General features: G+C 64.6%; 16 protein-coding genes and 2 pseudogenes. 9 read left to right on the top strand and 9 right to left on the bottom strand.

Annotated elements, in window-relative coordinates; genetic code table 11:
* Positions 1 to 107: 107 nt before the first annotated feature.
* Positions 108 to 407: a DUF4193 domain-containing protein gene (locus AC2W7L_RS17445; protein ID WP_025779694.1), complete on the bottom strand. Its 300-nt coding sequence runs from the start codon at positions 405 to 407 to the stop codon at positions 108 to 110.
* A gap of 286 nt (positions 408 to 693) precedes the next feature.
* Between AC2W7L_RS17445 and AC2W7L_RS17440 the strand changes: the two genes are divergently transcribed.
* Complete coding sequence (locus tag AC2W7L_RS17440; RefSeq protein WP_167196853.1) at positions 694 to 921, top strand: hypothetical protein; 228 nt, start codon at positions 694 to 696, stop codon at positions 919 to 921.
* Between the two features lie 105 nt (positions 922 to 1,026).
* On the opposite strand, the gene AC2W7L_RS17435 is transcribed toward AC2W7L_RS17440, so the two are convergent.
* Entirely contained in the window at positions 1,027 to 2,139 is a 1,113-nt protein-coding gene (locus AC2W7L_RS17435) for a ferrochelatase (protein WP_486005460.1), read from the bottom strand.
* Between the two features lie 319 nt (positions 2,140 to 2,458).
* Between AC2W7L_RS17435 and sepH (AC2W7L_RS17430) the strand changes: the two are divergent.
* Both sepH (AC2W7L_RS17430) and sepH (AC2W7L_RS17425) read left to right on the top strand, forming a co-directional pair.
* Positions 2,459 to 3,184, top strand: a pseudogene (gene sepH / locus AC2W7L_RS17430) (septation protein SepH); the annotation flags it as partial.
* Positions 3,185 to 3,198: 14 nt separating this feature from the next.
* Complete coding sequence (gene sepH, locus AC2W7L_RS17425) at positions 3,199 to 3,579, top strand: septation protein SepH (RefSeq protein WP_486005461.1); 381 nt, start codon at positions 3,199 to 3,201, stop codon at positions 3,577 to 3,579.
* A gap of 2 nt (positions 3,580 to 3,581) precedes the next feature.
* Here the strand turns inward: sepH (AC2W7L_RS17425) and cydC are convergent, their stop codons facing one another.
* The 3 genes and pseudogenes from cydC to AC2W7L_RS17410 form a co-directional block, all read right to left on the bottom strand.
* The gene (gene cydC / locus AC2W7L_RS17420; RefSeq protein ID WP_486005459.1) at positions 3,582 to 7,136 is read right to left on the bottom strand and encodes a thiol reductant ABC exporter subunit CydC; all 3,555 of its coding nucleotides are present in this window, start codon (positions 7,134 to 7,136) and stop codon (positions 3,582 to 3,584) included.
* Positions 7,133 to 8,155, bottom strand: coding sequence for a cytochrome d ubiquinol oxidase subunit II (gene cydB / locus AC2W7L_RS17415; protein ID WP_486005458.1), 1,023 nt, complete (start codon positions 8,153 to 8,155; stop codon positions 7,133 to 7,135). The genes cydC and cydB overlap by 4 nt, the downstream gene beginning before the upstream one ends.
* A gap of 12 nt (positions 8,156 to 8,167) precedes the next feature.
* A pseudogene (locus tag AC2W7L_RS17410) lies at positions 8,168 to 9,732 on the bottom strand (cytochrome ubiquinol oxidase subunit I).
* Positions 9,733 to 9,981: 249 nt separating this feature from the next.
* On the opposite strand from AC2W7L_RS17410, the gene AC2W7L_RS17405 reads away from it, so the two are divergent.
* Positions 9,982 to 10,344: a BlaI/MecI/CopY family transcriptional regulator gene (locus AC2W7L_RS17405; protein ID WP_092013109.1), complete on the top strand. Its 363-nt coding sequence runs from the start codon at positions 9,982 to 9,984 to the stop codon at positions 10,342 to 10,344.
* A gap of 18 nt (positions 10,345 to 10,362) precedes the next feature.
* Positions 10,363 to 11,256, top strand: a complete 894-nt coding sequence (locus AC2W7L_RS17400; protein WP_486005457.1) for a M56 family metallopeptidase — start codon at positions 10,363 to 10,365, stop codon at positions 11,254 to 11,256.
* 78 nt (positions 11,257 to 11,334) lie between these two features.
* Here AC2W7L_RS17400 and AC2W7L_RS17395 read toward each other — a convergent pair whose 3' ends face one another.
* Positions 11,335 to 13,446, bottom strand: coding sequence for a DNA gyrase/topoisomerase IV subunit B (locus tag AC2W7L_RS17395; protein WP_486005456.1), 2,112 nt, complete (start codon positions 13,444 to 13,446; stop codon positions 11,335 to 11,337).
* Positions 13,447 to 13,572: 126 nt separating this feature from the next.
* Here AC2W7L_RS17395 and AC2W7L_RS17390 point away from each other — a divergent pair, with 126 nt between their 5' ends.
* Positions 13,573 to 14,421 (top strand): N-acetylmuramoyl-L-alanine amidase, encoded by an 849-nt coding sequence (locus AC2W7L_RS17390; RefSeq protein WP_486005455.1) that lies wholly within the window; start codon positions 13,573 to 13,575, stop codon positions 14,419 to 14,421.
* Positions 14,422 to 14,550: 129 nt separating this feature from the next.
* Here AC2W7L_RS17390 and AC2W7L_RS17385 read toward each other — a convergent pair whose 3' ends face one another.
* The 3 genes from AC2W7L_RS17385 to AC2W7L_RS17375 form a co-directional block, all read right to left on the bottom strand.
* Positions 14,551 to 16,020 (bottom strand): RNA polymerase sigma factor, encoded by a 1,470-nt coding sequence (locus AC2W7L_RS17385; protein ID WP_486005454.1) that lies wholly within the window; start codon positions 16,018 to 16,020, stop codon positions 14,551 to 14,553.
* A 354-nt stretch (positions 16,021 to 16,374) separates the two neighbouring features.
* Positions 16,375 to 16,617, bottom strand: a complete 243-nt coding sequence (locus AC2W7L_RS17380) for a hypothetical protein (RefSeq protein ID WP_486005453.1) — start codon at positions 16,615 to 16,617, stop codon at positions 16,375 to 16,377.
* The gene (locus AC2W7L_RS17375; RefSeq protein ID WP_486005452.1) at positions 16,617 to 17,546 is read right to left on the bottom strand and encodes a DUF4192 family protein; all 930 of its coding nucleotides are present in this window, start codon (positions 17,544 to 17,546) and stop codon (positions 16,617 to 16,619) included. The genes AC2W7L_RS17380 and AC2W7L_RS17375 overlap by 1 nt, the downstream gene beginning before the upstream one ends.
* A gap of 293 nt (positions 17,547 to 17,839) precedes the next feature.
* On the opposite strand from AC2W7L_RS17375, the gene AC2W7L_RS17370 reads away from it, so the two are divergent.
* The 3 genes from AC2W7L_RS17370 (at position 17,840) to AC2W7L_RS17360 (ending at position 21,009) form a co-directional block, all read left to right on the top strand.
* Positions 17,840 to 18,592 (top strand): spermidine synthase, encoded by a 753-nt coding sequence (locus AC2W7L_RS17370; RefSeq protein WP_486005451.1) that lies wholly within the window; start codon positions 17,840 to 17,842, stop codon positions 18,590 to 18,592.
* A gap of 185 nt (positions 18,593 to 18,777) precedes the next feature.
* Positions 18,778 to 20,262: a HelD family protein gene (locus tag AC2W7L_RS17365; protein WP_486005450.1), complete on the top strand. Its 1,485-nt coding sequence runs from the start codon at positions 18,778 to 18,780 to the stop codon at positions 20,260 to 20,262.
* A gap of 261 nt (positions 20,263 to 20,523) precedes the next feature.
* The gene (locus AC2W7L_RS17360; RefSeq protein ID WP_486005449.1) at positions 20,524 to 21,009 is read left to right on the top strand and encodes an ATP-binding domain-containing protein; all 486 of its coding nucleotides are present in this window, start codon (positions 20,524 to 20,526) and stop codon (positions 21,007 to 21,009) included.
* Positions 21,010 to 21,058 lie beyond the last annotated feature (49 nt).

Here is a 21,058-nt window from a genome sequence, read left to right as displayed (position 1 = left end):
CCCAGCAACCTCGCGCGAGGTTGCTGGGCCGCCGTCAGGTAGTAGGGAGAGAAAAACGGACCGCGCCCCTTTCGAGGGCGCGGTCTGTTTCTGCGAAGAGAAGCGATTCAGCCTGCACAGTCCGTGCAGATGGGGATCCCGCCTTCTTCGGTCGCAAGCTGCGAACGATGGCGGACCAAGAAGCACTCCATGCAGGTGAACTCGTCGTTCTGCTTGGGCAGAACCCGAACGGAGAGCTCTTCGTTCGACAGGTCTGCACCGGGAAGTTCGAAGCCTTCGGCTACTGCAGTCTCGTCTTCGTCGATCTTGCTTGCCTGATCCTGGGAACGCTGGGCCTTGAGCTGCTCGATCGAATCGCTTTTGATCTCATCGTCTTGCTTGCGAGGTGCGTCGTAGTCTGTTGCCATATGGCCTCTTCGCTCTCTGTCCGGAGGGGTGCTGAAGAGGAGCATACTCTCCTCTTCCGAGATGTGTCCCCAGCATTGTGCACTGTATGCTTGCCGTTGGCAAGATGGGATGAGCACTTGATGCGGTGATTCTCGTCACCAGCTTGTCTGCATGGACAGAGCACACATAGAGTTCACGAAGAGCTCTGCAAGAATGCTTGTGATGGACAGCACCGACAGCACTGCCTGTCGGTAGATTACCGGGTTCGTCCCCTGTGGAGGCGACCCGAGGAAGGACGGATCCACAATGAGTGAATTCGCTGATCAGCTCGACACCCGAATCGATGATGTCCGTCATCGCATTCACGAGGCACGGTCTGCCGGTGACGACTTCCTCGTCGAAAATCTCATCGACGACCTGCAGAACCTCATGGAACTGGCCGGTCGGAATGATGTCGACACCGGCCCCATCGCCGAGGTGATCCAGGCCGAGACCGGCGCCCTGCCGGTCATCCCGAGTCCCGAGGATTACTGAGAGACAGCACAGAGAAGAACCCTCCCCCACCGATTCGGTGAGGGAGGGTTCTTTCGTCTCCGGGGCTCAGTTCAGGCGCTCAGTTCAGGCGCTCAGTCCCAGAACTCAGTTCGCCACGGCCCAGTTCGGGTAGGTCGCACGTTCGATGCGGCCGCGGCAGCAGTCGATGCTGCAGGCACCGCTGCCGGGGACCAGAGCCTTCGTGCCGGGCAGAGCCGGCGCGTCGACGGCGTCTCCGCGCAGCTGCGCGACGCGCTCCTCGACGAGGTCGATCAGTCCCTTGACGAAGGCGTCATGGGTGCCGACGGTGGCCACGCGAGTGAAGTCGAAGCCGAGCTCTTCGGCGGTCTCCTTCGCCTCGGTGTCGAGATCGAAGGCGACCTCCATATGGTCGGAGATGAAGCCGATGGGCACGAGCACGACCCCGGTCACACCCTCCTCGGCGAGTTCGGTCATCCGGTCGTTGACATCGGGTTCGAGCCACGGCACCTCGGGCGAACCCGAGCGCGAGCAGTAGACGAGCTCGGCGGGAACACGATCGGCCTCATCGATGCGCCCCATGAGGTGGTCGATGAGTTCTTCGTGCTGGGCCTGGTAGCCGTTGGTGGTCACCGCAGAGGCATCCTGCATGACATTCGGGATCGAATGGGTGACGAAGAGGATCCGGTGCTTGGACGAGTCGATCTGCCCGACCTTCGCCCGGAAATCGGCGAGGCCCTGGTTCAGGCAGTCCGCGCAGGCGTCGGCATATCCGGGGTGGTTGTAGAACTGACGAATCTTGTCGATCGAGACCGTGAGGCCCTCATCCTTGAGTGTGTCGATCGTCTTCGCGAAGTCCTCACGATACTGACGGCACGATGAGTAGGACGAGTAGGCGGAGGTGTCGATCGAGAGGAACTGTGTGGCACCGTCCTTGGCCAAACTGCGGACCTCATCGGTGAGATAGGGATCCCAGTTGCGGTTGCCCCAGATCAGCGGAGTGTCGATTCCGCGGCGATCGAGTTCGGCGCGCAGGGCGGCCAGCAGAGCCTTGTTCTGATCGTTGATCGGAGACTTGCCGCCGAAGCCGAAATAGTGCTCCCCCACCTCCTCGAGCCGCTCCTCGGGAATCCCGCGGCCGGCGGTGACGTTGCGAAGGAATGGAACCACTTCTTCTGGGGCCTCCGGTCCGCCGAATGACATGAGGACCAGGGCGTCGATGGGTGCAGTCGTATTCACACTTTCGATCTTACAGACTGCACCTCAGCAAGGCCCGCTGTCCGCAGAGTGAGCCGTGCCCACTCACGGAGCAGACGCAGATCGGTCCGGCACCCACGTCCATGCCCTCGCCTGCCGCGCCCACGCCTCCCGAGCCCTGCAGACGCCGTTCGACCCAGCCCGCGGGCCGACGCCTGGCCCATTCGTGTCCGGTCTCACAGATTCGCACCCCTGACGGTCGATCCGGCCCGTGATTTCGCGACTCGCGCTGAAATCTGCCCGGCACGACGCGCCGAACGTGACACGATGCTTCTGAGACGCGACAAAGGAGCTTAAGGCAATGCGTGAACTGATCTTGAACGGAGTCAACGCAGACGGCACCCATCTGCTGTTGAACGACGAGAACGGGCTTCAGTACCGAGTCGTCCTCGATGAGGCTCTCATCGCCGCGGTCCGCAGGGACCGCTCCCAGACCAAGCCCGAGACTCCCGTGCGCCCGAAAGAGATCCAGGCCATGATCCGCGGCGGCATGGACGCCGAGGAGGTCGTGGCCGCCACCGGTGCCGACATCGAATATGTGCGCACCTATGAAAGTCCGGCCATGGCCGAGCGCGAACGCACCGCCTACCTCGCCAGCCGTCATCCCATCTATTCCGATCACGATCCCAACGGCGAGCCGACTCCGCTCATCGAGCTGTGTCAGGAACGTCTGGCGATGCGCGACGTCGATATCGAGACGATGGAGTGGGATTCCTGGAAGCAGCAGGACGGCAACTGGTACATCCAGCTCAGCTTCACTGCCGCCGACCGTGTCCGCACCGCCAGCTGGCACTACTACCGCAGGTCGCTCACCCCGATCGACGATGAGGCGAAGTGGCTCGCCGATTCCGGCCCCACCGATACTGGACCGATCCCTAACTACGGAAGCGGTGCCGAACGTCAGAGGAACACCGAGGAGGTCGATGTCCTCCCGAACACCGATCAGTCGTCCGCGTCGATCGCCTCGGACGGACCGGTCGTCCCACCGCCGGCTCGGCTCCGTCGCAGCAGGCCCGCGATCACCAGGCCGAGACCGGCCGGATCCTGGAGAACCTGCGCAAGCGCCGCCACACCGAGGAGGAGCCGCGGACCCGTCTGCGTGCGGTCACCGAGGATCCCGAGACTCACCCGCAGGGAGCGCACACCGCTCCCGGCCAGCCCGAAGCCGCCACCGATGACGAGGTCTTCGCCTTCGAGGATTCGGCTCCCTCTGCTGAGGAGCCGCAGGAGCCGACCGAGAAGGTCGGTGTCTTCGACGACGAGAATCAGCTCTCGCTGCTCAATGAGCCCGGAGTGAGCGATCACTCCGATCAGTTCAAGGACTCCGCCTCGGCGAAGGATTCGAAGCCGAAGTCGAAGAAGAATTCGCGTGCCTCGATCCCGAGCTGGGACGAGATCATGTTCGGCTCGAAGCGGGACTGACCTCAGACTCTCGAGCGTTCGACCTCGGGAACCTGTGTTCCGAGATCGACGACCTCATCGCCGTCCGCGATCAGTCGCCGGTCATGGGTGACCATGACGACCGTGCGGTCGCGCAGGTTCCCGCGCAGATCGTCGATGAGCAGCCGTGCCGTCTCATCGTCCAGGTGTGCCGTCGGTTCGTCGAGGACGATCACATCGGCCCCGGTCAGCAATGTCCTGGCCACTGCCAATCGCTGTCGCTGACCGCCGGAGATCTCCGTCCCCCGGTCGCCGACCCACCGGTCGAGCCCCTCGGCGTCGGCCCAGTCGCCCAAGCCCGCCGCTCTCAGTGCGGCCGTCATCTCGTTGTCTCCGGGAACCGATCGCTGAGCGAGGGCGAGATTTCCGCGCACGGTGGAGCGGAAGACGTGTGCTTCTTGAGGGCACCAGGCGATTCGGCCGACCAGGTCCTCGGGTGAGCGTGTGAGCATATCGTGGCCGGTCCCGTTCCGGTCTCGGGCGCGGTAGCTTCCGGACCAGGGGTCGAGAAACCGCAGGAGCACACTCAGGCTCGTCGTCTTGCCCGTTCCGCTGTCGCCGCACAGCACGGTCCAACCGCCGCGTTGGGCTCTCAGGTCGAGACCTGAGACAACAGCCTGGTCATCCCAGCCGACGGTGATCGTGTCGAGTTCGAGGGCCTCGACTCCGACGAGCTCGTCTGCGAAAGCCGGCTTGCGGGCCGAATCGTCGATATCCGCGGCGCCTTCGACAGCCGCTTCGACTCCCGACGATGCCTCGGCATCGGAGTCCCCCACAGAGGTCGGTTCGGGCAGGCAGTCCAGTGCCGCGCCCAGCCCGGGCAGCTGACGGAATGCGTCGAGTGCCGAAGCGAACACTTCACCCAGTCCCAATGCAATGAGGGACAGCACGGCGACGCTCTCGGTCGGAGCCTCTGTGGTCGCCGCCAGGATCACCGCGGTGGTGAACGTGCTCAGCTGCAACCACAGTTGGGCGAGTCCGAAGTTGCGGGCAGAGGCTTTCTGCTTCGCCTCGAGGTCGGACTCCAGACCGGCCAACAGACCGAGGACCCGGGAATCGACCCGGTTGGTGCGCAGATCGTCCTTCGCATGCAGGGCGCGAGTGAGCACGGACAGGATCCGGTTGCGGTCGTCCCTGATTCCGTGAACGAGGCGACTCTCCGCCCGGATCACGACGATCGGGACGATGACGAGGTTGATGACGCCGAGAAGGACGAACCATCCCAGGGAACTCACGTCGAGGAGTGCGGCGGTGATGCTCACGCCGATGACGACCAAAGTCGAGACGAGCGGCGGGAACAGAGTCCGGGGCACCAGGTCGCGGACATCATCGGCGTCGGCGACCATGGCGCGCAGTGCGGAGTCCGAGGTCAGCAGTCGCCGATCGCTCATGCCGACGCGTTCGAAGTGCTCCCACAGCCGGGTGCGCAGTCGGGTGAGTGCGGCGAAGATCGCCGAATGCAGCTTCAGCCGGCTGACATAGAGCAGCACGGACCGGCTGAGCCCGAAGAAGCGCACACCGACGATGGCGACCATGAGCAGCATGATCGGCGGCTGGTAGGAGGCTTCGACGATGAGCCAAGCAGAGACCGCATTCAGGGCGATGGCGGCGAGGCTCGACGCGCAGGCGGTGAGGGCGGCCACCAGCATGGTCGGGGTGAACAGCGGAAGACTCGAGGACAGAATCGACCAGCGTCGACGCAGAGCCGCCGTCCAGGACTCTTCCCGGGACTGCCGCTTGTCGACATCCGGCTGCCTCTCGACCCCGGAGCGATATCCTGGGGCGCTTCCGGAACATGTCCGGGACTCAGTCCCGGAGTCTTCGTCCCGCGCGGCTGCGGCAGCGGTGTCGACCGTGTCGGCTCTGCTCTGAGCCGCGGCCATGGCGGCCGTCGCAACCGCTGGTTCTGCCTTCTCGTTCACTGGGATCCGGGTCTTCTCCGGGCGGATCTCCGTGTCCGCCAGGGCACGGACCCGTTCGTCATGGCTGGCGAGGATCACCCGGTGGGTGGCGGCCGCCTCGGCGATCAAGCTGATGACGATGTCGGCGTTGTCGGCGTCGAGGTGCGCGGTCGGTTCATCGAGGACAAGCACCTCGGCCCCGTCACCGAGGCGGTGCAGCACACGCACCAACGCCAGCCTGCGCTGCTGGCCGGGGCTGAGCGCCGCCGTCTGCACCTGCAGATCGGCAGGCAGTCCGGCGGCCGACAGAGCCGTCCGTGCGCGATCCTCATCGAGTCCGAAGAGGTCGAGTTCGGCACCGATGGTCTCAGCGAACGTGCGCGGAGCCTGCGGCACATACGCGGCGGTCACCGGATCGACGGTCGAGTGCGCGTCTGCCGGCAGACTGCCGACCAGAGCGCTGAGCACAGTGGTCTTGCCGGTTCCCGACCTGCCGCTGATCGTCGTCACGCCCGGCCGGGTGTCGATGGTACCCGACCAGGTGATGAGTGTGCCGTCGGCATAGACGACCCGCTGCTCGCCCGGTCGACCTGATGTGTCGGGCGTGCGCTCCCCGGCCGCCGTCGAGTCGGTGACCGTCGAATCCATGGCCGCCATCGAATCAGTGGTCGTCGGCTCGGTGCCCGCAGTCGACTCAGTGGCCGTCGGCTCCCCTCCCGCGTGCGTCTCAGACAGCAGCGCCTGGGCTCTCCCCCGGGCTTCGCGGCCGTTCTCGCTCGCATGATACCCGGCTCCGAGCTCTCGCAGAGGGATGAAGCATTCGGGTGCAATGAGCAGGACCAGCAGACCGTCGCTGAGGTCCATCGTTCCGTTGACCAAGCGCAGACCGATGACCACGGCCACGAGGGCCACCGAGATCGTGGCGATGAGTTCGAGAGCCAGGCTCGAAAGGAATGCGATGCGCAGAGTCGTGAGGTTCGCCTGATGGTAGCGCTCCCCCAATTCCCGCAGTCGGCGCGCATGATCGCGTGAACGTCCGAGACCGATGAGGACGGGAAGCCCCTCGGCGAGTTCGGCCAGATGATCCGACAGTCGTTCCAGAGCCGCCATGGTCTCCGCGGTCGAGTCGGCCGTATAGCGGCCGATGAGCACCATGAACATCGGCACCAACGGCAGGCACACCGCGATGATGACCGCCGAGAGGACATCGCTGAAGAGGATGCGCACCAGCAGCACGATGGGCACCACGGCCGCCGCAGTCAGCGCCGGCACCACGGTGGTGAAATAGTCGTCGAGATCGTCTATTCCGCGGGTGACAGTGACTGCCGCATTCGTGCGCGGGCGTCCCCGACCGCGCAGCAGGCCCGAGAGGATCTGCAGACGCAGTCCGCGTTTCGATGCGGAGGCCAGACGGGTGCCCAAGCTCCGGTCGAGCCAGAGGCCGCCGCCGCGCAGCAGTGCACCGAGGGCTCCGAGCACCACCCACATCCCGGGCGCACTGTGACCGATAATCGCTCTGACCAGGGCTTCGGCGATGAGGACGATTCCCACCGCGCGGCACAGGGCGGAGAGCACAGACAGCGCCAAGCCCCGCCGACCGGTCGGCAGCTCGAGCAGAATCGACAGAGGCGAGCTCACGACCGGATCGCCACCGGCACTTTATGCGCTTCGGGGATGTGGGTCTCGGCGATGCGGCCGAGGAACATCCGGTAGCTGAAGATCTGGTAGGCGATGATGATCGGCAGGATCACGATCGTCACGATGAGCATGACGTTCAGGGTGTAATCCGACGAGGATGCCGCAGCGATCGTCAGCGAGTTCGCCGGATCGATCGTCGAGGGCAGCACGTTCGGGAAGGCACCGGCGAAAGCCGCGGCCAGTCCCGCGATGAGGTAGATCCCGTGCAGGATGAAGGCGGGCTTCTCGGCCCCGGCTCGGACTGCGAAGAACGCGGCGACGAGTGCGGCGATCGAGATGAGCACCGGGACGACGAGCCAGGTCCGCTGGGTGATCGAGTAGGCGAACCAGATGAGGAACGGAATCGCGGCCGGCAGCATGATCCGACCAGCCCAGCGCCGCGACCGTGCCCGGACATCGTCCTGAGTCTTGAGGCCGAGGTAGATGAGTCCGTGGGCCAGGGAGAAGCCAAGTCCGCCGAGTCCGCCGACGAGTGCCGGCCACGAGATCCAGGCGAAGGCGCCGCCGATCATATCGCCATGGTCGTTGAGCGGCAGACCGATGGAAGTCAGCGCGAGCATCGCACCGATGCAGAAGGCGGTTCCGGCCGATCCCACGGCCAGGGCCCAGGTCCAGAAGGACCTCCACCTTTCCGAGTGGCCCTTTCCGCGGTATTCGATGGCCACGGCGCGGAAGATCAGTGCGAGCAGGCAGATGGTCAGCGGAATGTAGAGCGCTGAGAACAGGGAGGCGTACCAGTGTGGGAAGGCAGCGAACATCGCTCCGGCCGCGGTGATCAGCCAGACCTCGTTGCCTTCCCAGACCGGACCGATCGAGTTGAGCAGAACGCGCTTGCTGCGTTCGCTGCGGCTGAGGAAGGGCATCATCATGCCCACACCGAGGTCGAACCCGTCGAGGAACAGGTATCCGATCCAGAGCACGACGATGAGGACGAACCAGATTGTGGCGAGGATTTCCATCGTGACCTTCCCTCAGTACGCGAACGACAGGACGTCGTCGCCGTTGTCGGTGATCGTGGGTTTCGTATTCGTCTGGTCGAGTTCGGGCATCGCCGAGGCGACTCCGCCCTTGACGTACTTCGTGATCAGCCGCAGTTCGACGACCATCAGAATTCCGTAGACGGTGGTGAGGCTGATCAGGGAGAACAGCAGCATCCCAGGCGTCACCTCCGGTGACAGCGCCGCCTGGGTGTACATATACACCCCGTCGAGCTGTGCCGGGTTCGGTGCGACGACGAAGGGCTGACGTCCCATCTCGGTGAAGATCCATCCGGCCGAGTTCGCGAGGAACGGTGCCGTAATGGCCAGGACGAATCCGCGACTGAGCCATTTCGACTCGGGCACCGTGCCCTTGCGGGCCAGCCAGAGTCCGATGACGCAGACTCCTGCGGCCAGGGCGCCGAAGCCGATCATCATGCGGAAGCCCCAGTAGGTGACGATCATGATCGGCTGATAGTCGACCGGTTCGCCGGCGTGTTCGCCGTACCGCGGGTCGTCGGGGATATGGGTGCCGTAGCGCTCCTGGTATTCCGGCAGCAGCGTCGTCACTCCGTGGACCGGTGTGTCGAAGTCGCCGTTAGCCAGGAACGACAGCAGACCGGGGATCTCGAAGATGTTCTCGACTCCGTCGCAGTCGTTCGATGCAGGGTCGGCGATCGTGAGCACGGAGAATTGGGTGCCGTCGTGGCAGGCCGCCTCGGCGGAGGCCATCTTCATGGGCTGCTGTTCGAACATCAGCTTGGACTGGATATCACCGGTGATCGAGACCCCGGCGAAGGCGAAGATCCCGACGATCGCGCCGATGCGCAGGGACTTGATCCACACCGTGTGGTCCATCTTGTCCCGTCCGGGGAGCTCCTTCGACGAGCCGACGATGACCTTGCCGTCGCGCCGACGCTGTCGATTCCGGCCTTGCGCCGGTGGTAGAGGTGGTACCACGAGATGCCGAGGAGGAAGGAACCGCCGACGGCCAGGGCGCCGAAGATCGCGTGAGTGAAGGCGGCGATGGCGGTGTTGTTGCCGAGCACAGCCCAGACGTCGGTCATCACTGGCCGACCGTCGACCATTTCCACGCCGACCGGGTGCTGCATCCAGGAATTCGCGACGATGATGAAGTAGGCCGAGAGCCATGTGCCGATGACGGCCAACCACAGTGAGCCGAGGTGGACCGCCCGGGGCAGTCGGCCCCAGCCGAAGATCCACAGGCCGAGGAACGTCGATTCGAGGAAGAAGGCCAGCAGGGCCTCCAAGGCCAAGGGCGCGCCGAAGACATCGCCGACGAAGCGGGAGTATTCGCTCCAGGCCATGCCGAACTGGAATTCCTGGACCAGACCGGTGGCCACACCCATGATGAAGTTGATCAGGAAGAGCTTGCCGAAGAACTTCGTGCTCCGCAGATACACCTCGTTGCCGGTGCGGTGGTAGATCGTCTGCAGGACCGCCACGAGCATGCCCAGTCCCAGGGTCAACGGCACCATCCAGAAGTGGTAAACCGTCGTGATTCCGAATTGCCACCGTCCGATGAGGACCGGGTCCAGCTCCATGGGCGCTCCATTCAGGTTTCACACGAGCATTGTTTCTACGTCACGTAGAATTCTACAGTTCGTAGTAACCCCACCCGAGTGGTTTCATCATTCAAGACTCCCGGTTCCAAGTATGCGCTCGAACAAGGACGCCTGACCAGGGCCGCCACCGGACCGAAGCTCAGGCGCCTGTGTGGAATTCGACAGCCCGTAGAGATATACTGGTGCGATCAGACCGACAAAGAAATTGAGGGCGAAAGAACTGTGGGAACACTGGGTGAACTCGAACGCAGCGTCATGGACGCCATCTGGGTCCACGACGACGGGTTGAGTGCCGCCGAGCTCCGCGAGGTCCTCTCGGATCGTGAGCTCGCACTGACGACGGTCCATACGGTCCTGTCTCGACTCGAGAAGAAGGGCTTCGTCACTCGCGATCGCAGCATCCGACCGCACCGCTATGTCGCGGTCTCGACCCGTGAGGATCACGTGGCCGAGCTGATGACCGAGATGCTGTCTCAGGCACCGGATCGTCAGGCTGTCCTCGCTCGCTTCCTCGGCACCGTCTCGGAGGCCGATACCAAGGCGCTGCGCAATCTGCTCGGGCGCAATCACTCGACGCAGTCCTGACCCAGGCCGGTCACCTCAATGACCATCGTGGGAATCATTCTGGCCGTGCTGGCTTTTCTGCTGGCATGGCCAATTCCTGCGGCACTCGCTCGATTCCGCGGTGACCCGATCTCCGAGGTCGTCCTCTGGCAGGCCGTCGGACTCTCCGGAGGGCTCTCCCTCATCGGCGCCGCTCTCGCCTTCGCCGTCGCCCCGGGCACGACGAGCCTTCCCCAGGGGCTGTTCGATCTCATCCGCGGCAAGGACCACACCCAGCTGTCGCTGCTGGCATGGATCTTCCTCGTCATCGCCGTCCTCCTCATCGCCCGCCTCCTCGGCTGCCTGGTTCTGACGCTCTATTCGGCACGGCAGACCCGTCTGCGCCACGACGAGATCCTGCACCTGCTCAGCGAACCGTCCATCGCCTACCCGGATACCCGCATCATCACCACCGATGAAGCCGTCGCCTACTGCCTGCCCAAGGGGCCACGGAAGGGCACTGCGGTCCTGTCGACCGGTCTGCTCAAGGCCCTCGACGAGGATGAGCGCACTGCCGTCATCGCCCATGAGCGGGCCCATCTGGATTTCCGGCACGATGTGCTCGTCATCCCCTTTGCCGCCTGGCATCGTGCTCTGCCGTACTTCTCCGCCACGGCGATCGGGTTGAATTCGGTGAATCGGCTCATCGAGCTCATGGCCGATGATCAGGCGCGCGACCATGTCGATCCGCAGATCCTGGCTCAGGCAGTGAGCTCCGCCGCAGCGATCAGTCCCGAGCACCGCGGTGATCTGTCAGCCCTGCGCATCCAGCGCCTGTCACATCCCTTGGACCCGGCGCGGATCCCCGTGCGGCTGATGTCGATCGGACTCGCCGTTCTGCTTCTGCTCCTGCCGACTCTGCTCATCGTCACACCGTCCGCCTTCGGCATCTGAGCCCGGACCGACGATCGGCCCGGGCTCAGTTGGGTGGGTGCTGACTCGGATCAGTTGGTGCTGACTAAGTCGTCGTTCTCAGCTGTCGATGCGTTCGGTATCGAGGACGGCGGCGCCGGAGACGATGAACTCCTTGCGCGGCCCGACCGAGGATCCCATGAGGAGTTCGAAGGTGTTCTCCGCCATCTCGGCATCGGCCATCGTCACGCGCCGCAGGGTGCGCATGCTCGGGTCCATGGTCGTCTCGGCCAGCTGGTCGGCATCCATCTCGCCGAGGCCTTTGTAGCGCTGGATCGGTTCCTTGTAGGTCTTCTTCTGCTTCTCGAGTTTCTTCAGCAGAGCGTGGAGCTCGGCTTCGGTGTAGGTGTAGATGACGTCGTTGGGCGTTCCGCGTTTCGTCACGACCTCCACCCGGTGCAGCGGAGGCACTGCGGCGAAGACGCGACCGGCTTCGACCAGCGGCTTCATGTACCGGAAGAACAGGGTGAGAAGCAGAGTCCGGATATGGGCGCCGTCGACATCGGCGTCGGTCATGATGATGACTCGTCCGTAGCGGGCGGCGTCGATATCGAAGCTGCGCCCGGAGCCGGCGCCGATGACCTGGATGAGCGCAGAGCATTCGACGTTGGCGAGCATGTCGGCCAAGGTCGCCTTCTGCACGTTGAGGATCTTCCCGCGGATGGGGAACAGCGCCTGGTGGTCGGAGTTGCGCGCGGCTTTCGCCGTGCCCATCGCAGAGTCGCCCTCGACGATGAACAGCTCCGTGTTCTCCACCCCGTTGTCGCGGCAGTCGTAGAGCTTCGCCGGCAGCGAGGAGGCTTCCAATGCGGTCTTGCGCCGCTGGTTCTCCTTGTGGGTGCGGGCGGAGATGCGCGACTTCATCTCGGCCACGACCTTCTCCATGAGCACCGCGGCCTGCTGCTTCTCGGCACGCTTGGTCGAGGCGAGCACATCGCCGAGCTGAGTCTCGACGGTCTTCGCCACGATCTGTCGCACTGCCGCGGTGCCGAGGACTTCCTTGGTCTGGCCTTCGAACTGCGGTTCGGCCAGCTGCACGGTGACGACGGCGGTGATGCCGGCGAGAACATCATCCTTCTCGAGTTTGTCCTTGCCGACCTTGAGTTTGCGTGCGTTGGCGTCGACGGCCTTGCGCATGGCCTTCAGACAGGCCTGTTCGAACCCGGACAGGTGCGTGCCGCCCTGTGGTGTGGCGACCACGTTGACGAAGGACTTCAGCTTCGTGTCGTAGCCGGTCCCCCAGCGCAGAGCGATATCGACGCCGACCTCACGTTCGACTTCCTTGGACTCGAGGTGACCCGAGGAGTTCAGCACCGGGACAGTCTCCTTGAAGGTGCCGGTGTTCTGCAGCCGCCAGGTGTCGGTGATCGGCGGGTCGATCGAGAGGTGGTCGACGAATTCGGTGATTCCGCCGTCGAACTTGAAGACCTCTTCGCGCTCCTCGATGACTGCGCCCGTCTCGTCACGGGCGACACCGCGCCGGTCGACGATGCGCAGCTCGAGGCCGGGCACGAGGAAGGCCGTCTGACGGGCGCGCTCGACCAGATGCTGGTAGTCGAATTGGGCTTTGGACAGGAAGATCTGCGGATCGGCCCAATACTGGACACGGGTGCCGGTCGCGCCGCGCTTGGCTTTGCCGACGATGTCGAGACCGGTCGGTTCCTGGAATTCCTCGAAGGGGTTGTCGGGGCTCGGTGTGCCGGAGGAATCGTCGAAGCGTCCCGGTATGCCTCGGCGGAAGGACATCTTGTGCACCTTCGAACCGCGGGTGACCTCGACGTCGAGGCGAGCGGACAGGGCGTTGACGACCGAGGCGCCGACTCCGTGCAGTCCGCCCGAGGCGGCGTAGGACGAGCCGCCGAATTTGCCGCCGGCGTGGAGCTTGGTCATGACGACCTCGACGCCGGTCAGACCGGTTTTCGGTTCGATGTCGACGGGGATGCCGCGCCCCTTGTCGGTGACGGCCACCGAGCCGTCGGCCGCGAGTTCGATGAGGATCTCGGATCCGTGCCCGCCGAGGGCCTCGTCGACGGAATTGTCGATGACCTCCCACAGGCAGTGCATGAGACCACGGGAATCGGTCGTGCCGATATACATGCCGGGCCGCTTGCGAACCGCTTCAAGACCGGACAGGACGGACAGGTGCCTTGCGCCGTAGCTTTCGTCTTCCACACAATTCCTCTCGTTCGATTAAATTCTAATCGCTGCGCGCTCAGTACCCTATTCTCTGCGGCTCGTGTCGGGAATCCATCCGGACGAACGCGACCATGGGCACTGCAGAGCTGAAACAATAGAGCCATGCATCATCGCCTCCTCGTACCCAGCCTCCTTGCCGCTGCCGCACTGAGCCTGCCCGGCTTGGCGGCCTGCTGCCAGGGCTCGGATGCCCCCGGACGGACGGCTCAGGCGACCGAGACCACCGGCCGGTCCCCCTCTGCCGACAGCAGCGCAGACGGCGGTGACGACGCGAAGTCGGGGACTGCCTCGGCGAAGGCGGAGGACGCGGACCTGGAGGGGAAGGTCATTGCGATCGATCCCGGACACAACGGCGGCAATGCGAAGCATCCGGACGAGATCAACCGGCAGGTGCCGGACGGACGCGGCGGGACGAAGGCCTGCAACACCACGGGCACCTCGACGAACTCCGACTACCCGGAAGCCGATTTCACCTGGGCGGTGGCGAAGAGGCTGGAGAAGTCGCTGACCGACGCGGGAGCCGAAGTCGTGCTCAGCCGCAAGGACAACAAGGGCGTCGGACCGTGTGTGGACGAGCGCGGGACGTTCGCCGACGATGCGGACCTGCTCGTGAGCATCCACGCCAACGGCAGCGAGTCGAGTTCGGTGAAGGGCTTCCACATCATCGTCGCCGATCCCGGCGAGGACGAGAAGACGGAGAAGAAATCGGTGGACCTGGCGAAGTCCGTGGGCAGTTCGATGGGTGAGGAGTTCACTCCGAACAAGGCCTATGGAAAGGACGCGATCAGCCGGCGCCCGGACCTGGCCGGTCTCAACAATGCGTCGGTTCCCGCCGTCATCGTCGAATGCGGGGAGATGCGCAATCCGTCCGAAGCGGAGCTCATGGAGTCGAAGTCCGGGCAGAGGAAGTACGCCGATGCCCTGTTCGACGGCATCATCGACTGGTTCTGATTCGCGCACGGTGCCTCCGGTTCCGAACCGGACGCAGTCGCTGATTCCCAACGCTGAATGCCGAACGCCCCTGGGAGATCCCCAGGGGCGTTCGCTCATCTCACCTCGAGCAGAACTCGAGAACGAGACTCAGTCGAGGTAGTCGCGCAGCACCTGCGAGCGGGACGGGTGGCGCAGCTTGGCCATCGTCTTCGACTCGATCTGGCGGATTCGCTCACGGGTGACTCCGTAGACCTTGCCGATCTCGTCGAGGGTCTTCGGCTGACCGTCGTTGAGTCCGAAGCGCATGGACACCACTCCGGCTTCACGCTCCGAGAGCGTGTCGAGCACGGAGTGCAGCTGCTCCTGGAGGAGGGTGAAGCTCACCGAGTCCGAAGGCACAACAGCTTCGGAGTCCTCGATGAGGTCGCCGAACTCCGAGTCGCCGTCTTCACCCAGCGGGGTGTGCAGAGAGATGGGCTCGCGGCCGTACTTCTGCACCTCGACGACACGCTCGGGCGTCATGTCGAGTTCCTTCGCGAGCTCTTCCGGGGTCGGTTCGCGACCGAGGTCCTGCAGCATCTGACGCTGCACACGGGCGAGTTTGTTGATGACCTCGACCATGTGCACCGGGATGCGGATCGTCCGCGCTTGGTCCGCCATCGCACGGGTGATCGCCTGACGGATCCACCACGTGGCGTAGGTCGAGAACTTGAAGCCCTTCGTGTAGTCGAACTTCTCCACGGCGCGGATGAGGCCGAGGTTGCCTTCCTGGATGAGGTCGAGGAAGAGCATTCCGCGGCCGGTGTAGCGCTTGGCCAGGGACACGACAAGACGGAGGTTGGCCTCCAACAGGTGGTTCTTCGCGATGCGACCGTCGTGGATGATCCACTTGTAGTCCATCGTTTCGCGAGGGTCGGTCACCTCGCCGCCGTCGAGCAGGTGCTCGGCGTACATTCCGGCCTCGATGCGCTTGGCCAGGTCGACTTCCTCGGCGGCGTTGAGCAGTGCCACCTTGCCGATCTGCTTGAGGTAGTCCTTGACCGGGTCCGCGGTCGCACCGGCGGAGACGACCTGCTGGGCAGGTGCGTCCTCTTCGTCGGCGTCGGAGACGATGAAGCCTCCGGCCTCGGCCACGGCGGCGTTCTTCTCCTTCTCTTCCGAGTTCTTCGTCTCGGTCGCCTCGGCGGGGCTCTCCTCTGTGGCCAGAGCGTCCGCTGCCGGTTCGACCTCCTCGGTGGTGTCGATGACGTCGTCGGCCTTCTTCTCCTTGGTCGCCTTCTTGGCTTCCTTGGCGGCGGTGGCCTTCGTCGTGGTCGTCTTCGCAGCGGCAGTCGATTTCGCTGCGGTGGTCTTCTTCGCAGCAGTCGTCTTCTTCGACGCAGCCGTCTCGGTTTTTGCGGCAGTCGACTTCGCAGTCGTCGCCTTCGCAGTCGTCGCCTTCTTGGTTCCGGCAGCGGTCGTCTTCTTCGCAGTGGACTTCGACGCCGCAGTGGTCTTGGTTCCACCGGTCGAGGTCGAGCCGGCCGTTCCCTCCGACTTCTCCGTCACCGTTGTGGATTCCTTGTCGACTCTGGGCACGTGTTCACCTTTCGCGAGCGTTGAAACTTCCCCATGCATTCGGACAGTACTAAGACCCAAGTCAAGTGGTCCGCGTGCGGTCCGGGGCGAACGCACAGTTCGCCCATCGTGCAATGACTGGGTCAACGCTTAATTTTCTCACGTTATTCCCGGCTTTGCGAATCGGCCCTCCACGGCTCCGCGGCGTTACGACCTGACTTTCCCCGGCAACAACGTGACCTGCGAAACTGTTCCCTTTTCGCCTCCCGTTGTCTCCCCTCGCCGAGGCGGCCGACCGTCCCAGCCGATCCGTCGGTGACGGAATCGATCGATGGGTGACAACGTCGGTCCGTAGGCGACGGCACGGTGCCGATGTTCAGTCGGTGACAACGTCGATCGCTCACCCTGGCCCGATCAGATGGTCGAACTCTGAGTCTCTGTCAGCCAGCGGGGCAGGCATCCCATGTTGACCGCGCTGACGATGAGTTCGGCCAGGCCGTGTTCGGATTCGAGTTCGATGGCGGCGCGCGCATAGCTCAGCGCCATCGTCGACCCACCCAGCGACCATTTGAACCAGGCAATGACGGCATAGGTGTTGGCTCTCGCCTGCGGGTGGCCGGCCTGCAGGTAGTCCTTGAGCAAGGCGATGGTGAGCATCAGGTCTCGCGCCGCGGCGCACGTGAGGAGAGCCCGACCAGCTCCTGAGCGGCCCGTGCTTGGGAGACGACACGGCGGCTCAGCGTGCAGAGTTCGTCACCGTCGAGCTCTTTGACCAGGGAGGGCGGGAAGTCGGGGTGGTCGAAGCTGAGGATCATCTCGAGGGCGTCGCGTGACCAGAGCTCCACGAGCAGAGTGTCGAACGCCATCACTGTCGGCAGGTCCATCAGGTCGTGGATGCGCGCCTCGTCGATCGCCTCCTCCTCGCGCCGCATCGCGTTCAGGCGCGGATAGACATCGGCGAGGATCGCGAAGGCCTCGTCCGTGCCCATCCACTCCTCGGCGTGTCCGCGACGACTGTCGGCGAAGGCTGCGGCGGGCATCGGGGAGATGACGAGATCCTCGGGGTCGCTGACGGGGTTGGATCCCCCGGCGACGAGTTCTGTGGCACATGCCGAGGTGGTGGCCTCGATCAGCGGTGTGCAGTCATAGCCGTCCTCGTCGATGCGTCCGAAGTGCTCCTGGTTGACCCACCACGCGCTGAGAGTGTCGACGCTTCTGGCAGCAAAGGTCAGAGCCAGCTCATCGATGGCCGCCCGGATGAGACCACGGTGGACCTCCGCGTATTCGGCGTCGGCACCGGCCCCGAAGGCGCTGACCGGCTGGTAGTCGTCATCGTAGAGAACGAGGAACACCCCGGTGACCGTGCAGGCGCGCATGATGAGATCGGCGTACCAGCCGCCGCCTTCGGACAGTGTCTGCGCCGCGCTCTCCCTGTCGAAGTCGATGCGCATCGTCGTCGAACTGGTCTGGGCCCCTTGCTTCTCCGTGCCGACGATGACGGCGACGAGGCTGCGGCGCGGGGTGTAGCCGAGAGTGTGCGGGATGATCCCGATGATGTCCTCGGGTGTGCGGGCCGGTGTCTTCACTGTGTCCTCCTGTGTCGGTTGGGAACCCGCCTGTTGTTGAGGTTCCCGTGGGTGAGGGTGGGCCCGTTCCTCGAGTGGACCTCCTGACTGGGAACCACTCAATCCGACTCCGAGGCGATTCCTCCAGGCCCCGGCCGGCGCCTGTGGACGGGCCGAATCCGTCCACAGCGCAGGAGTGGATGAGTCACGGCCGTCGTCCCCACGAGATTCCGAGCCGAATTGCCTCAGACGCCTCACTGGCATACAAGTGAGGGGTGGCGAAGCGACGGATATACACAGCTCCTGGTTCTCAAGTGGTCGACATCTCAACGGGTGAGGCCCGGTTGGAGAAGGTCGACGGTGAGGCCGATTCCTATGTGCTCCACGTCAACGGGGTCCCCTCGTCGTCGATCACTCTCAGCGATCCGCAGCGGCTGGATTTTGAGTACCTCGACTGGATGCGACGCATCATCGACGTCGAACTCCCCGACCAGACCCTGCGGGCCGCACACATCGGGGCCGCCGGCTGTGCTCTGGCCAGGGCGCTGGACGCGGCACGGCCGGGATCGAAGCAGACGGCGATCGACATCGATGCCAAGCTGCTCGACTTCGCCCGCGACTGGTTCGATCTGCCCCGCTCCCCGGCCTTGGCCCTGCGTGCCGGCGACGGCGCGGTGGAGATCGGCAAGTTCCGACCCGACACCCTCGACGTCCTCGTCCGGGATGCCTTCGACCACGACTCGGTTCCCGCGTCCCTGCAGACGTCCGAGTTCTTCGCCTCCTGCGCCGAGGCGGTCAAGGACTCCGGACTCTATGTCGCCAATGTGCCCGACACCGGCGACCACAACGTTCTCCGGACCGAGCTCCGCATCCTCGGCAAACATTTCGCCCATCTTGCCGCCGCCACGGAACCGGCGATCCTCAAGGGACGTCGACGCGGCAATGTCGTCGTCTTCGCCTCCCACACTCCGCTCGATGCGAACGGTCTCGACCGCAGTCTGCGCACCGCCGCCTCCTCGGCGACATTCCTGGCGGGGTCGAGCCTGCGCTCCCGCTTGGGCCTCTGACTCCATCACCTGCCTGCTCTGCTCGAGCACCCGCTTTCCGCTCCCGCGTGGGCCTCTGACCTCCGCGCCCGCCCGCGCTCGCCTGGAATGCTGGAATGTGAGGTACGCCCCGGTCCGAAATGACTTTGCGACTACAGACGACGGGGAAAGTTCGGCATAATTGAATGCCGACCCAAGAAGGTGAGATGACGGAAACTTCAGAAATTCGTGTCGAGCAGATCAAGCTCGACGAGCTCTATGCCCGCCTCGATGAGCTCCGGGAGGAGACGACAGCCCGCCTGGGCACGGTGAGGATCTCCGAAGTCGGAGGCAATCACCAGCACCGCGCCGAACGCGATGCCTTCGCGACACTGTACGAGGATCAGCTCATCCGCCTCGACGGCGCCGAGGAGGGACTGTGCTTCGGTCGCCTCGATATCGTCGACGAAGACGCCCCTGCCTATATCGGCCGCATCGGGCTCACAGACGAACAGCGTCAGCAGATCCTCATCGACTGGAGGGCCCCCGCCGCCGAACGCTTCTACCAGTCGACTGCCGCCAATCCCGACGGAATCGCCCGTCGCCGTCACCTCGTCACCGCGAACCGGAAGGTCACCGGCATCGAAGACGATGTGCTCGACATCGACGCGCTCGACGACGCTCAGCGGTCGAACCTGCAGGGCGAAGGCGCACTGCTCGCGGCACTGACCACTCATCGCACGGGCCGGATGGGCGACATCGTCGCGACCATCCAGGCCGAACAGGATGCGATCATCCGCCGTCCGCTCTCCGGCGTCCTCGTCGTCCAGGGCGGGCCGGGCACCGGCAAGACCGCCGTGGCCCTCCACCGTGCCGCGTTCCTGCTCTACCGTCACCGGGAGCGCATCGCGAAGTCCGGTGTCCTCCTCGTCGGACCGTCCACGGTGTTCCTCAAGTACATCGAGAAGGTCCTGCCCAGCCTCGGCGAGACCGGGGCCGTACTGCTCACCCCGGGTCAGCTGTATCCGGGACTCGACACGGATGCCGTAGACGCACCGGCAGTCGCCGAGATCAAGGGCCGCTCTGTCATGGCTGGGGTGCTGAAGAACCATATTGCCAACTACCAGCGCATTCCGGATGAGGACGTCGAGATGCGGGTGCGTTCGCACACGATCATGCTGCGTCGCCGGGACGTCCAGTCCGCGCGCGATCGGGCTCGTCGCAGCGGAGATCCGCATAATGCCGCCCGCACCGGTTTCGTCACCGGACTGCTGAAGATCCTCGCCGAGGACCTCGCCCGTGAGATGGGCTTGGATGGACCCGGAGAGAGGTTGCCCGAGCTGCTCGAAGATCTGCGCAGCTCCGTCGACGTCCGTCGCGCCCTCAACCTTGCGTGGTTCCCCATCGGCCCCGCCGCCGCTCTGCGCTCCCTGCTGGGCAGACCGCACAAGCTGCGGGCCGCCGCTCGAAAGCTCCTCACTCCCGCCGAGCAGTCGATTCTGCTCGAGCAGCGTCGGGACGAGTTCACCGTCGACGATGTGCCGCTGCTGGACGAGCTGGCCGAACTTCTCGGTTCCGCTCCGCAGCAGACGCAGGCCAGGGATGACTCGGCACGCGAATACGCCGAAGCCGTAGTCGATATGACCGAGACCGGCGGCATGGTCTCCTCCGAGACCTCGCGGCCCGCTGGGAGGAACAGGGACCGTCGTTGACCTTGGCCGAACGTGCCCTGGAAGACCGGGAGTGGACGTACGGCCACCTCGTCGTCGATGAGGCGCAGGAGCTCACTCCCATGCAGTGGCGGATCCTCTTCCGTCGCGTACCGTCGAAGTCGGCCACCGTCGTCGGCGACCTCGCACAGTCCTCGCAGGTCGACAACGCCCGCACCTGGTCATCGATCCTCTCCGAATTCGTCGGCGACCGTTTCGCCCTCCAAGTGCTCACGGTCTCCTACCGCACCCCCGCAGTCGGTGATGGATCTGGCCAACCGCTACCTGCATCGGCACTTCCCGCAGCTCGAACTCGTCGAATCGGTTCGCCAGGGAGGATCGGATCCGCAGTTGGATTCCTTCGCCGACGAATCCGAGATGCTGGCAGCCCTCCCCGAAGCGGTCGCAGCCGAGGTGTCCGCCGCCGACGGTGGGAAAATCGCAGTCATCGCCGATGAGGGGCTCATCGACTCCATCGCCGAAGCGATCGCGGACTTCGATTTCGGGCGTTCGGTCACGGGCTTGGACCATCAGATCGCCCTCATCACCCCGCAGCAGGCCAAAGGCCTCGAGTTCGATGCGGTGGTCATCGTCGAGCCCGGCCGCATCGCCCCGCTCGGCAGCGAGGAGGGCGTCGGCGGTCTCTACGTGGCGCTGACCCGAACGACGGAACGCCTGCGCGTTCTGGCATCCGTGTCCACGGAACTGACGGAGCTCTTGTCCGCCGAGACAGTCCCCCAAGCCGGCTGACCTCCCTTATTGCCACCTGACGGCGGCCCAGCTCACCTCGCGCGAGGTA

This window comes from Brevibacterium sp. LAARM3_SD1, assembly GCF_057364765.1.
This window is presented reverse-complemented; position numbering and strand designations above follow the sequence as displayed.

Coding starts and splice junctions, on each gene's coding strand:
- AC2W7L_RS17445 (WP_025779694.1), bottom strand. CDS start 407: ATGGCAACAGACTACGACGCACCTCGCAAGCAAGACGATGAGATCAAA.
- AC2W7L_RS17440 (WP_167196853.1), top strand. CDS start 694: ATGAGTGAATTCGCTGATCAGCTCGACACCCGAATCGATGATGTCCGT.
- cydB (WP_486005458.1), bottom strand. CDS start 8,155: ATGGAAATCCTCGCCACAATCTGGTTCGTCCTCATCGTCGTGCTCTGG.
- AC2W7L_RS17400 (WP_486005457.1), top strand. CDS start 10,363: ATGACCATCGTGGGAATCATTCTGGCCGTGCTGGCTTTTCTGCTGGCA.
- AC2W7L_RS17390 (WP_486005455.1), top strand. CDS start 13,573: ATGCATCATCGCCTCCTCGTACCCAGCCTCCTTGCCGCTGCCGCACTG.
- AC2W7L_RS17385 (WP_486005454.1), bottom strand. CDS start 16,020: ATGCATGGGGAAGTTTCAACGCTCGCGAAAGGTGAACACGTGCCCAGA.
- AC2W7L_RS17380 (WP_486005453.1), bottom strand. CDS start 16,617: ATGCTCACCATCGCCTTGCTCAAGGACTACCTGCAGGCCGGCCACCCG.
- AC2W7L_RS17365 (WP_486005450.1), top strand. CDS start 18,778: ATGACGGAAACTTCAGAAATTCGTGTCGAGCAGATCAAGCTCGACGAG.
- AC2W7L_RS17360 (WP_486005449.1), top strand. CDS start 20,524: ATGGATCTGGCCAACCGCTACCTGCATCGGCACTTCCCGCAGCTCGAA.